Here is an 11,490-nt window from a genome sequence, read left to right as displayed (position 1 = left end):
CGATGGCAGGACCAATGCAGGGACACGTCCTCGAACGTCCCGAGCCCACCACCGTCGACGTCACCGACGCCGACTTCGAACAGAGCGTGATCGAGGAGTCCAAGCGCCGGCCGGTGGTCGTCGACCTGTGGGCGGACTGGTGCCAGCCGTGCAAGACGCTCGGCCCGATCCTCGAGCGGACGGCCGAGAAGCACGCCGGGGCGTTCCTGCTGGCCAAGCTTGACGTGGACGCGAACCCGATGGTCGCCGGCGCCCTGGGAGTGCAGAGCATCCCGACGGTCGTTGCCTTCAAGGACGGCCAACCGGTCGACGGGTTCGTCGGCTCCTACCCCGAGCCCGAGGTGGAGCGATTCGTCGCCGGCCTGGTGCCCTCCGAGACGGAGGCGGCCGCCGAGCAGGCGGTTGCACAGGCCGAGGCGGGTGACGTCGTCGTCGCCGAGGCAGAGCTCCGTGAGGTCCTCGCTCGCGACGCCGACAACGAGCAGGCGCGGCTCGGGCTCGGCGCGCTGCTCGCCGAGCGAGGGGATCTCGACGACGCCCGGGAGCTCGTGACACCCCTGCTTCCGTCCGCGGAGGCCGAACGGATCCTGTCGAAGGTCCGGGTGGGGGAGTGGGCGGCGATCGACCCCGCGGCGACCGGTGTGGATGCCGCGAAGGTGCGCGCGGTCAAGGGGCAGATCCGCGAAGCGCTCGATGATCTCCTCGAGCTGGCGCCGACCGACGACGAGGCGCGGACCGCGATGCTGGACCTGTTCAACGCCCTCGATGAGGACGATCCGCTCGTGGGCGAGTACCGGCGCAAATTGTCCAGCGCCCTGTTCTGAACCCGCTCGAAGGAGGTCGCACATGTCCGACGTCCACGACGAACTGCGCCACTGGTGGAACCGTGACGCCGAGACCTACGATCGCTCGCCCTCGCATGGTCTGTCGGATCCGGTCGAAGCGGCGGCGTGGCGCGCCGTGATGTCCGACGTCCTGCCGCCTCCGCCGGCGCGGGTCCTGGACGCCGGGGCGGGAACGGGCTCGATGAGCCTGCTCGCCGCGGAGCTCGGCCACGAGGTCACCGCGCTCGACCTCTCCGAAGGGATGCTGGAGCAGGCCAAGCGGAAGGCGGCGGAGCGTGGCCTCGACCTGTCGTTCGTCCAAGGCCCGGCACACGAACCGCCGGAGGGGCCGTTCGACGCCGTGATCGAGCGGCACATGCTGTGGACCGCCCCGGACCCCATCACGATCCTGCACGCGTGGCGCGAAGCGATCGCCCCGCAGGGGCGGCTCGTCCTGTTCGAGGGGAGCTGGGCGGCGGCCGGCCCGGTGCGCGTCCTCCGCGAGAAAGCTGCGGACCTGGTTCGGCGCGCGTATCGGATCCCACACGACCATCACGACGAGTACGCGCCGGACCTGTGGGAGCAGCTCCCCTTCGCGCAGATGACCGGCCCGGCACCCTTGATCGAGGCGCTCTACCGATCCGGGTGGCGGGGTGTGCGCATCCGTCGGTTGCGCGACGTCGAGTGGGCTCGGATCGAGGCCGGACCACCGGTGCTCTCGTGGTTCGAGACGACCCCGATGTGGGTGCTGGTGGCCGACGCATAGCCGACCGGAGCCTCCCGCTCACGACACCCCGGCGGGGATCGCACCGAACGCGGTGGATTCGGCGTCCGGACCAGGGCGCAACCGCACCCCGAGCAGATCCTCCATGTGCGCCACGACCAGCGGCTCGAGGTCGCTCACGGTGATCGAGTGGCCGGCGAGCGCCGACAGCGACGTGACCCCCGTGTGCGCGAGGCCACAGGGAACGATCGCGTCGTACCAGCTCAGATCGGTCGTGCAGTTCACCGCGAACCCGTGCAGGCTGACGCGCATCCGCTTGATGCGCACGCCGATCGCGCAGACCTTCCGATCGCCGCTCCACACGCCGGTCTGAACCTCACTCCGGTGCAGACGCAGGCCGAGATCGGCTCCGGCGCGGATCACGATCTCCTCGAGCGCCCGCACGTACCCGACGACATCGGGACGGGGGCCGAGATCGACGATCGGGTAGCCGACGAGCTGCCCGGGTCCGTGGAACGTGAACGACCCGCCTCGATCGATCCACCGCACGGCCCCTCCCGCCTCGTGGATCCGCGCTTCGCTCCACACCGCATGCTCCGGTTTCGCGGTTCGGCCCGCCGTGAACACCGGGGGGTGTTCCACCACGACCAGTGTGTCGGGAACGTCGCCGGCGAGCCGGCGCTCGGCGAGGGCGTGCATCGCCTCGTTGGCCGCGTCGTAGTCGACGAGACCGTCCGGTTCGGGAGCCGGTCGCAGCAGCCAGCCGTCGCGCGTCATGTTCAGCGCTGCAGATCCTCGTCCCAGTCCCACTTCTCCAGATGCTCCTTGATCCGGACCAGGAACTGGGTCGCCAGCGCTCCGTCGATCACCCGGTGGTCCCACGACATCGACAGGTAGACGCGGTGTCGGATCGCGATCGCGTCGTCGATCACGACCGCGCGGGGTTCGATCGCATCGAAGCTGAGGATCGCCGTGTTCGGCTGGTTGATGATCGGTACCGAGGCAAGCGAGCCGAAGGCCCCCGGGTTCGTGATCGAGAAGGTCGAGCCGTGGACCTCGTCGGGCTTCAGCTGCTTGGAACGCGCCCGGGTCGCGACGTCGTCGATCGCGCGGGCGAGGCCCACGAGGTTCAGCGATCCCGCGTCCTCGATCACGGGAACGATCAGACCGCCTTCGATCGAGACCGCGATCCCCATGTGGAACTGACGGCGCATGACGAGCTCCTCGCCCCGAAGCTCCGCGTTCACCATCGGGAACTCCGCCAGGGCCTCGTTCGCCGCGCGCGTCACGAACGGCATGTAGGTGAGCTTGAACCCTTCGCGCTCGAGGAAGCCGTCCTTCACGCGGACGCGCAGGCGGACGATGTTCTCCATGTCGACCTCGACGACGGTCCACGCGCGGGCCGCCGTCTGGCTGCTCGCGACCATGTGCGACGCGATCGCCCGACGGAGGTGGGAGAGCGGCTGGACCTCCTCACCCTCGGACGGCGACGACACGGGGCCGGCGGCGGCGACGGCGGGAGCGACGGCGGGTGGCTCGGCGCTCGGCGGCTCGGCGGCGAGGCGCTCGGCGGGGGTGGGTGCCTGGGGAGCGGCCCCAGGGACAGGTGCCTGGGTAGGTGGCGACGCGACCGCCGCCTCGACGTCGGCGCGCGTGATCCTTCCTCCGGTCCCCGTTCCGGTGATCCGGGACAGATCGATGTCGTTCTCGGCCGCCAGTCGCCGCACGACGGGCGACAGGACGGCGCTCCTGGCACCGCGATCGGCCGGTTCGTTACCGCCCTCGTCGATCCGCACGACGGGCGGGGCCGGCGGAGTCGGAGGGATCGCGGGCGTGGCCGGCGGACCCGCCGGTTCGGCCGGGGGGGCTGCGGGCCCCCCCGCAACGTCCGGCACCGGTGTCGCGGGCTCGGCCGGCGCGGCCATGCGGGGAACCTCGTCCCGGAGCTCTCGGTCGGCGTCGCCGGTGGATCCGGCTGCTCCGATCAGTGCGAGTTCGGTGCCGACGGGGACGGTCTGCCCCTCGGCGACGAGGATGCGTTCGAGGGTTCCGGCCGCAGGCGAGGGCACCTCGGTGTCGACCTTGTCGGTCGAGATCTCGAACAGGGGCTCATCGAGCGCGATCTCGTCACCCTCGGCCTTGAGCCACCGGATGATCGTTCCCTCGATCACGGTCTCGCCGAGTTGGGGCATCACCACGTTCGCCATCTCGGATCCTCTCTCGCACTCCGTCGGTCGGGGGGTGTTCCGGGGCTCGGGCTCACCAGGCCGCGAGCCGATCCACCGCCTCCTCGATGTCCGCCACATCCGGGAGGAACGCGTCCTCGAGCGCCGGAGAGAAGGGCACCGGGACGTTCGGAGGCGCGAGTCGCGCGACCGGCGCGTCGAGGTGCTCGAACGCCTCCTCGGCGATCGTCGCGGCCACCTCGGCACCGGCTCCGAGGAACCGGTGGCTCTCGTAGAGCACGAGCGCGCGCGACGTCTTCTCGACCGACCGCAGCACGGTCTCGGTGTCCAGGGGAGTGATCGTGCGCAGGTCGACGACCTCGGCGGACACTCCCTTCTCAGCGAGGTCATCCGCCGCCTCGAGCGCCTTGTGGACCATCGCCCCGTAGGTGACGATCGACACGTCCGCGCCTTCACGCCGCACCTTGGCTGTGCCGATCGGCACGGTGTAGTCGGGTTCCTCCGGCACCACCTCTTTGATCCTCCGGTAGATCCACTTGTGCTCGAAGAAGATGCAGGGGTTGTCGTCCCGGATCGCCGACTTCAACAGGCCCTTGGCATCGGACGGAAAGGCCGGACAGATCACCTTGAGTCCCGGCGTGTACGCGAACCACGGTTCGGGATTCTGCGAATGGAACGAGCTCGCGCGCACACCGCCCCCGCTAGGCCCGCGCACCACCATCGGCACCGGCACCCCCGAGCGGTAGTGGTTCTTCCCGGCGACGTTCACCAGCTCGTCGAAGCCGTTCACGATGAAGTCGGCGTACTGGACCTCGGCCACGGGGCGCATGCCCTCCATCGCGGATCCCACCGACATGCCCATGATCGTCTCTTCGCAGATCGGGGTATCCATCACGCGCTCGGCGCCGAACCGCTCGATGAATCCCTCGGTGACCTTGAAGGCGCCGCCGTAGACGCCGATGTCCTCGCCCAGCAGGTACACGCGTTCGTCGCGTTCCATCTCCTCCCAGAGCGCTTCGGCGATCGCGATCAGGTAGGTGGCCTCGCCGGTATCGGTGCGTTTGCCGCGCGGCTCGTTCCCGTGGCCGGCGGCGCCGGACTCGACCGGTGCGGAGGCCTGGCTCATGCGTCGGTTCCTCCCTCGCGGCCGGGTTCGCCGCTCCAGTAGCCGTCGTCGGTGTACAGGCCCCGTGTGACGTCGCCCCCCTCGGGGAACGGGGACGCTTGCGCGAAGTCGTAGCCCTCGGCGAACTCGGCATGGATCCGGGTCTGCAGCTCGTCCAGCTCCCCCTGCGCGATCACGCCCTTGTCCAGCAGGAGCTGCTCGAATCGCGCCACCGGGTCCCTGTTCTGCTGGTGGTCGTCGAGCAGTTCCTTCGGGACGTACTTGGCGGCGTCGTGTCCCGCGTGGCCGCGCCAGCGCAGCGACACCGACTCGATCAGGGTCGGGCCTCCGCCGGTCCGTGCCTTCGCCGCGGCCTTGGCGGCGGCCTCGTAGACCTCGAGCACGTTCGCGCCGTCGACGCGAACCCCCGGGATCCCGTACGCCACAGCTCGCTCGGCGACCGTCGGGACCTTGAACTCGAGCTCGTTCGGCGTCGAATAGGCGTATTGGTTGTTGTTCACGAAGAAGACCACGGGCAGCTGATGGATCGCGGCGACGTTCAACGATTCGTGCCACCGTCCGTTCGACGTCGAGCCCTCGCCGCAGATCGCCATCGCGATGTTCGGTTCGCGCCTTCGCTTGTATGCCAACGCCGCGCCCACGGCGACCGGGTGGGAGTTCGGCAGCATCGACACGACCGTGAAGGTCTTCGAGCCCGACCAGTCGCCGATGTGGCTGTTGCCGTCCCGCCCGCGCGTGTAGCCGTCGATGCGGCCCCAGAACTGCGCCATCACGCGCTTGAGCTCGAGCCCCTTGGTCAACTGCGCCGAGAGGTCTCGGTGGGTCACGAACAGCGAGTCCTCGGGCTGCAGCGCGGACGCCGCGCCGATGTGGGTCCCCTCCTGCCCCCGCCCGGAGTAGATCGCGCCGGGCAGGCGCCCCTGGCGATACAGCGACTCCATGCGCTCGTCGAAGTGGCGGCAGAGTTTCAGGAGATAGAGCATCCGCTTGAGCTGGTCGTCGGACAGGCCGGCGAACTCGCCGGGACCTTCCTGTGCGCCGGTCTGCGAGGACATCGCCGTGGCCACGGGGTCGCCTCCTTAGGCGGAGTGGAGGGGCTTGCCGGCGAGTGCGAGGAACGACTCGCCGAAGGCTTCGGACAGGGACGGGTGCGGATGGTGCAGCTCGGCCAACTCGGCGGCCGTCGCCTCCCAGTTCGTGATCAGCATCCCCTCCGCGATCAGGTCCGTCGCGTGCGGGCCGACCATGTGGATGCCGAGGATCGGTCCGTCGGTGCGAGCGACGACCTTCACGAGGCCGCCTTCGCCGAGGATGTTGGCCTTGCCGATCCCCTTGAGGTCGAGGAGCTGTACCTGCACGTCCTCCCCACGGGCTCGCGCCTGCGCCTCGGTCAACCCGATCGACGCGATCTCGGGGCTGCAATAGGTGACCCGCGGCATCTGGGTGTAGTCGATCTCGGGCACCTGTTGCCCCGCGATCCGCTCGGCGGTGGCGAATCCTTCGGTGAATGCGACGTGCGCGAGTTGTAGCGGTGTCGCGGCCACGTCGCCGACCGCCCAGACGTGGGAGGCGGTGGTCTGCAACTGGCTGTCGACCTTCACGAACCCTCGTTCGAGTTCCACTCCGGCGGCCTCCAGTCCCAGGTCGTCGGTGACGGGCTCTCGGCCGATCGCGACCAGACACACCTCAGACGAGACCGTGGTGGGAGTGCCCTCCCGTTCGTAGGTCACATCGACCCGGTCGCCGGCGTCCTTGACCTCGGCGACGTTCACCGAAGTGGTGGCGGAGATCTTCCGGCGACGGAACCCACGTGCGATCTGTGTGGAGCTCTCCTCGTCCTCCAGAGGCGCGAGACGCTCGGCCGCTTCGAGGAGGGTGACCTCCGCCCCGAACGAGCGGTACATCGAAGCGAACTCGAGGCCGACGGCCCCGGCCCCGACGATCACGACCGAGGCCGGGATCCGGTCGAGCCAGAGCGCCTGATCGCTCGTGAGGATGCGCTCGGTCACCGGGACACCGGGGAGAAGTCGCGGCCGCGAGCCGGTCGCAATCACGACCTCGCCGGCCGTGATCGCGTGTCCCGCGACGTCGATCGCGCGACGGTCACCCGTCCCCGGGACCAACGTGGCGGTGCCGCGCACGACCTCGATCCGCCGCAGGTTCACGAGGGTGGTCACGCCCGAGACGAGCTTGTCCACGATGCGGTTCTCGAACGCCACGACCGCGGGCCAATCCACGTGCCCGTCGGCAACGACACCCCATTCCTCGGAACGCTCGACGGTGTCGGCGACCTCGGCCGAGCGCAGCAGCGCCTTCGTCGGGATGCAGCCGCGCAGGAGGCAGGTGCCGCCGAGGCGCTCGTCGCGGTCGATCAGCACGACGCGAGCGCCGAGTTCGGCGGCCCGGAGAGCACAGGAGTAGCCCCCCGTGCCGGCGCCGATGACCGCTACGTCGTAGTCGTCGGACATCGTCCCGATACTACCGTCCTCTGTGCCGGACCCTGGGCGTCCGGCCGGTCCAGCAGCTTGAACCCGGGGTTCGAACGGCTGTTCAGTGGCTTCGGTACGCCCCCCGCTAGGATGCGCCCGTCGTGATCGATTCCACCGTCCTGAAACGCAGCCCGCTCGAGAAGATCCACCGGGAGCTCGGCGCCAAGCTCGGCCCGTTCGGAGGCTGGGACATGCCGATCGAGTACGAGGGTGCCCTCGCGGAGCACCGAGCCGTCCGCGAGCGTGTCGGGTTGTTCGATCTCACGCACCTCGGCAAGGTCGACGTGACCGGCCCGGGGGCGCTGGAGATGCTGCAGCACGTCGTCACCGGGGATCTGGAACGTGTCCAGATCGGGGAGGCGCTCTACAACCTCGTGCTGAACGATCGAGGCGGGGTCGTCGAGGATCTGATCGTGTATCGGCTCGGGGAAGAGCGCTACTTCGTCGTCCCGAACGCCGCGAACGCCACGAAGGTGCTCCGGATGCTCGAGGAGGCGCGAGCGAGCCAGCCTCTGCACCTGCTCTACCACCAGGACTGGTGCTTCCTGGCCGTGCAGGGTCCGCGCGCCACCGAGGTCGTCGCCGGCCTCTTCGACGGTGCCGACCAGCTCGGATTCATGGAGTGCCGGGAGAGCGAGTTCCGCCGCCGCCCCGTGATCGTCACGCGATCCGGATACACGGGCGAGGTCGGGTTCGAGCTGTTCACCTACCAGGACATCGCCGAGGATCTGTGGAGCGCGCTGATCGCCGCCGGGACACCGGCGGGGATCGCGCCGTGTGGTCTCGCCGCTCGTGACGTCCTCCGGCTCGAGATGGGATACCCGCTCTACGGGCAGGATCTCTCCGAGGACCGCACCCCGTTCGAAGCGGGACTCGGGTGGACCGTCGACCTCGACAAGGGGGACTTCCGGGGCCGCGAGGCACTGCAGCGCCAGCGCGAACACGGCATCCCGGGCCGGTTGCGAGGACTGATGATGGACGAACGGCGCCACATCCCGCGTGCCCATCACGTGGTGCTCGACGGGGGCGATCCGGTGGGTGAAGTGACCAGCGGCACGTTCTCTCCTCTGCTCCAGCGGGGGATCGCGTTGGCGTACCTGACCGAGCCCGACCGCTTGTCTCCCGGCGATCGCATGGAGGTGGACATCAGGGGGCGCCGCGGAGCGGCGCAGATCGTGCGGCCCCCGTTCGTCGACAGATCTCCTCGGTAGCCGGGGATCTGCGGGGGATCGAGGCGGTTAGCGCGGGGCGGAGGCTCGTGCGGCCGCGATGAAGTCGCGGACACCCGCGTTCCCGAACCGAGCGCCCTCCACGAGGCGTCGAACGAGCCCGTTGCCCCGCCGCGTGTCCGGTGCGACCGCGACCACGATGTACAGGCCGGACGAGGGGATGCCGATCCTGCGCATGTCGCCGTACCCGGGTGCCGCGACGAAGTAGGCCCATCGGGTCGGGGCGCCCTTCACGTGGCACGCACCCTCGGCCGTCGCGAGGTAGTCGCCCGGGGAGCCACGTCTCCCGTCGAGGAACCTCGGCCGGTTGTCCACCACCACCCGCCGGGTATCCGCGCGGCAGTCGTGGGAGCGGGTCAGTCGCCGCAGAGCGGGTCCCGTCGCGGCGAGGTAGAAGTAGTCGGACGGCACGCCCGTGCGTCCGGTATCGACGTAGGTCGCTGCCATCCCGGCCACCGATCCGTCGATCCGCGGCCAGGCGTCGGGACGAGGGGATGCCCAGACCCCTTGATGCAGTGCAGAGCCCGTCGGCATCGTGTTCCATTCGTCCGGCACGAGCGCGCGCACCGGTCCCGCCGCGATCTCGTCGAGGGTCGAGGGGCGATCGGGAGCGAGGACCGAGAGGGCGCCGACGGGCGCGCTGACCTGCCCGTCGCGGCATCCCGCGGCGACCAGGGCAAGCACGATTCCCGCGACGATCTTCCGCACCCTGTCGGCCTCTGGCGCGAGGATAGGCCGGGCCTGCCGGGGACGCCAGACGTGGGCGGTGAAGATGTCGTTCTGACCGGCGAGTCAAGGCCTAGGGGTTGGTTCTGCTCGCCGCAGGGTCAGGAGACCGCGGCGTCCGCCTCCGCGGGTTCGGCGGGCAGTGCCGGGGGACGGGTCATCGCCTGACCCGGCCGGGCCGGCAGGCAGAAGGACACACGCGTACCGCCCCCGGGCAACGGGTCGGCCCACATCACGCCCCCGTGCTCGATCACGAGCTTGCGGGCCATGTGGAGCCCGAGCCCCACACCCGCACGCTCCTTGCGGATCGTTGCCTCGCCCACCGAGAAGGGCTCGTCGAAGGCACGGTTGACCATCTCGCGCTGGATCCCTTCGCCCCGGTCGGTGATCGAGACGACCGCCCCCTCGTCCATCGCCCGGGCCCGGACGGTCACCGTTCCTCCCGCCGGCGAGTAGCGACAGGCGTTATCGACGAGATGTCTGAGGACTTCGGCGATGCGCGGAAGATCACAGTTCGCGGGGAGGCGAGGTGGCAAGGCGTGTTCGATCGAGACGTCATCGTACTTCGCTCCGACATCCGTCGAGATCTCCTGGAGCACCGGCACCAGATCCACGTCCGCGCGTTCGAGCTCGAGGCTGCCCTTGTCGAGCTCGGCGATCGTGAGGATGCCGTCGACGATGCCCATCAGCTTCTCGAGCGATTCGTCGAGCTTGTCGAGGAACTCCTTGCGCGCCTCTTCCGGCACATCGCGATTCGCGAGCACATGGGCGATGCCCTTGGCCACGGTCACGGGTGTCCGCAGCTCGTGGGAGATGTTGGCGAGGAACTCTGCTTTGGCCGTGGTCATCTGTTCCAGTTCGCCGACGCTGCGGGCGAGGGTGTCCTCGAGTTCGAGCTCGCGCAGGCGGGCCCGAGCCTGCTGCTCGGCGAGCATCGAGCTCACAGACGGCGAGAGGGCGATCCCTCCGCGGACGACCGCGTCGATCGCGCGGACCACGATCTCCGCGGCGTCGGACTTCAACAGGTAGCCGGCCGCCCCGGCTCCGAGCATCGTGAGGGACGTGTCGGCGGCGGCGAGCGTCGTCCACACGAGGACGCGGGTACGTGGGGCCGCCTCGCGGAAGCGGCGGATCAATTCCACGCCCGCGACGCCCGCGAGGTCGACTTCCGTGACGACCACGTCGGGTTGTCCCGCGTAGGCGAGCTCGACCGCCCGGTAGCCGTCCGTCTCGATCTCGACGACGGCATCGGGATGCTCGGCGCGGACGAGGTGCTGGAAGTCCGCGAGGACGTTGCCACGGTCACAGAGCAGGATCTTCATCACGGTCGTTGGGGGTCGGTCGATCGCAGCCCGCCACTCGCGGGGACCACGGCGCACGCGCCCCATGGATGTATCGTCTCCGGCCCTCGGAAGTTGAGGGGGATGCGTCGCAGGTCGGATGGGGGAGTGCGCCCTCACCCGAACGGGCCGCTACGCTCGGACGCGTTCGGAGGCAACGGGAGCCCGTCGCCCCGCGCGGCTACTCGACGATCCCGTTGCGGATCGCGATCGCGACCGCTTGCGCCCGGTCGTTTGCGCCGAGCTTCTCGAAGATCCGCTCGAGATGGGTCTTCACGGTGTGCGGTGAGATCTCGAGGTCGCGGGCGACCTCCTTCGTGGTCGCGCCGTACGCGACCTTCTGGAGGATCTCCGTCTCACGCTTGGACAACGGCGCGACCTCGGGGCCCTTGTCCTGGACCTGCACCTCTTCGATGAACGCGCGGGTCAAGGTCGGGTGGATCACGGCCTTGCCCTGGAGCGCGTGCTTCGCTGCATCGACGAGCTCGTCGGCGGAAGCATCCTTCAAAAGGTATCCGGAGACCCCCGCCTGGATCGCCTCGGTGATGGCCGAGCGCGACTCGTCCACGGTGAACAGGATCACATGTGTCGTGGGCGAGGCCTTGCGGATCTCGCGCGTCGCCTCGATCCCCCCGATGCCCGGCATGCGGACGTCCATGAACACGATGTCCGGATGCAGCTCGTCGACCTGGATCAGTGCCTCCTCGCCGGTCCCGGCCTCGCCGACGATGACGACGTCATCGGAGAGCTCGAGCGCGGTGCGCAGACCGTCCCGGGTGACCGGGTGGTCATCGACGATCAGGGCGCGGATGTTGGACATGAGACTCCGTTCGACGGATGCGGCTA

At 69.5% G+C, this 11,490-nt stretch carries 11 protein-coding genes; 3 read left to right on the top strand and 8 right to left on the bottom strand.

Features of this window, described 5'->3' with window-relative positions:
• The first annotated feature begins 2 nt into the window (after nucleotides 1–2).
• Together WEF05_07045 and WEF05_07040 are read left to right on the top strand one after the other, a co-directional pair.
• Nucleotides 3–824 carry a tetratricopeptide repeat protein gene (locus tag WEF05_07045; protein ID MEX1101643.1) on the top strand — a complete coding sequence of 274 codons (822 nt, stop codon included), beginning with the start codon at nucleotides 3–5 and terminating at the stop codon, nucleotides 822–824.
• Between the two features lie 22 nt (nucleotides 825–846).
• Entirely contained in the window at nucleotides 847–1,590 is a 744-nt protein-coding gene (locus WEF05_07040) for a methyltransferase domain-containing protein (protein MEX1101642.1), read from the top strand.
• A gap of 18 nt (nucleotides 1,591–1,608) precedes the next feature.
• Here the strand turns inward: WEF05_07040 and lipB are convergent, their stop codons facing one another.
• Genes lipB through lpdA form a run of 5 tightly spaced genes read right to left on the bottom strand, consistent with a single transcriptional unit; the run spans nucleotide 1,609 to nucleotide 7,328 of the window.
• Nucleotides 1,609–2,325 carry a lipoyl(octanoyl) transferase LipB gene (gene lipB, locus WEF05_07035; protein MEX1101641.1) on the bottom strand — a complete coding sequence of 239 codons (717 nt, stop codon included), beginning with the start codon at nucleotides 2,323–2,325 and terminating at the stop codon, nucleotides 1,609–1,611.
• Between the two features lie 2 nt (nucleotides 2,326–2,327).
• Nucleotides 2,328–3,755, bottom strand: a complete 1,428-nt coding sequence (locus WEF05_07030) for a dihydrolipoamide acetyltransferase family protein (GenBank protein MEX1101640.1) — start codon at nucleotides 3,753–3,755, stop codon at nucleotides 2,328–2,330.
• Nucleotides 3,756–3,807: 52 nt separating this feature from the next.
• Nucleotides 3,808–4,860, bottom strand: coding sequence for an alpha-ketoacid dehydrogenase subunit beta (locus WEF05_07025; protein ID MEX1101639.1), 1,053 nt, complete (start codon nucleotides 4,858–4,860; stop codon nucleotides 3,808–3,810).
• Nucleotides 4,857–5,927, bottom strand: a complete 1,071-nt coding sequence (locus WEF05_07020) for a thiamine pyrophosphate-dependent dehydrogenase E1 component subunit alpha (GenBank protein MEX1101638.1) — start codon at nucleotides 5,925–5,927, stop codon at nucleotides 4,857–4,859. The genes WEF05_07025 and WEF05_07020 overlap by 4 nt, the downstream gene beginning before the upstream one ends.
• A 12-nt stretch (nucleotides 5,928–5,939) precedes the next feature.
• Nucleotides 5,940–7,328, bottom strand: a complete 1,389-nt coding sequence (gene lpdA / locus WEF05_07015; GenBank protein MEX1101637.1) for a dihydrolipoyl dehydrogenase — start codon at nucleotides 7,326–7,328, stop codon at nucleotides 5,940–5,942.
• A 122-nt stretch (nucleotides 7,329–7,450) separates the two neighbouring features.
• Between lpdA and gcvT the strand changes: the two genes are divergently transcribed.
• Entirely contained in the window at nucleotides 7,451–8,560 is a 1,110-nt protein-coding gene (gene gcvT, locus WEF05_07010; GenBank protein ID MEX1101636.1) for a glycine cleavage system aminomethyltransferase GcvT, read from the top strand.
• Nucleotides 8,561–8,587: 27 nt separating this feature from the next.
• On the opposite strand, the gene WEF05_07005 is transcribed toward gcvT, so the two are convergent.
• From WEF05_07005 to WEF05_06995, 3 genes are all read right to left on the bottom strand, one after another.
• Entirely contained in the window at nucleotides 8,588–9,286 is a 699-nt protein-coding gene (locus tag WEF05_07005) for a hypothetical protein (GenBank protein MEX1101635.1), read from the bottom strand.
• Between the two features lie 119 nt (nucleotides 9,287–9,405).
• Nucleotides 9,406–10,692, bottom strand: coding sequence for a HAMP domain-containing sensor histidine kinase (locus WEF05_07000; GenBank protein MEX1101634.1), 1,287 nt, complete (start codon nucleotides 10,690–10,692; stop codon nucleotides 9,406–9,408).
• Between the two features lie 133 nt (nucleotides 10,693–10,825).
• A complete protein-coding gene (locus WEF05_06995) occupies nucleotides 10,826–11,464 on the bottom strand; it encodes a response regulator transcription factor (protein MEX1101633.1) in 639 nt (212 codons plus the stop codon).
• Nucleotides 11,465–11,490: the final 26 nt, after the last annotated feature.

The sequence above is a fragment of the Actinomycetota bacterium genome (assembly GCA_040881665.1).
Lineage (GTDB): Bacteria > Actinomycetota > UBA4738 > UBA4738 > HRBIN12 > JBBDWR01.
Note: the sequence above shows the minus strand (reverse complement) of the source record. Positions and strands in the feature narration are given on the sequence as shown.

Bases quoted from the DNA above. Each gene is read 5' to 3' on its own strand.
- WEF05_07045 (MEX1101643.1), top strand. From the start codon at position 3: ATGGCAGGACCAATGCAGGGACACGTCCTCGAACGTCCCGAGCCCACC.
- WEF05_07040 (MEX1101642.1), top strand. From the start codon at position 847: ATGTCCGACGTCCACGACGAACTGCGCCACTGGTGGAACCGTGACGCC.
- lipB (MEX1101641.1), bottom strand. From the start codon at position 2,325: ATGACGCGCGACGGCTGGCTGCTGCGACCGGCTCCCGAACCGGACGGT.
- WEF05_07030 (MEX1101640.1), bottom strand. From the start codon at position 3,755: ATGGCGAACGTGGTGATGCCCCAACTCGGCGAGACCGTGATCGAGGGA.
- WEF05_07025 (MEX1101639.1), bottom strand. From the start codon at position 4,860: ATGAGCCAGGCCTCCGCACCGGTCGAGTCCGGCGCCGCCGGCCACGGG.
- lpdA (MEX1101637.1), bottom strand. From the start codon at position 7,328: ATGTCCGACGACTACGACGTAGCGGTCATCGGCGCCGGCACGGGGGGC.
- WEF05_07000 (MEX1101634.1), bottom strand. From the start codon at position 10,692: ATGGGGCGCGTGCGCCGTGGTCCCCGCGAGTGGCGGGCTGCGATCGAC.
- WEF05_06995 (MEX1101633.1), bottom strand. From the start codon at position 11,464: ATGTCCAACATCCGCGCCCTGATCGTCGATGACCACCCGGTCACCCGG.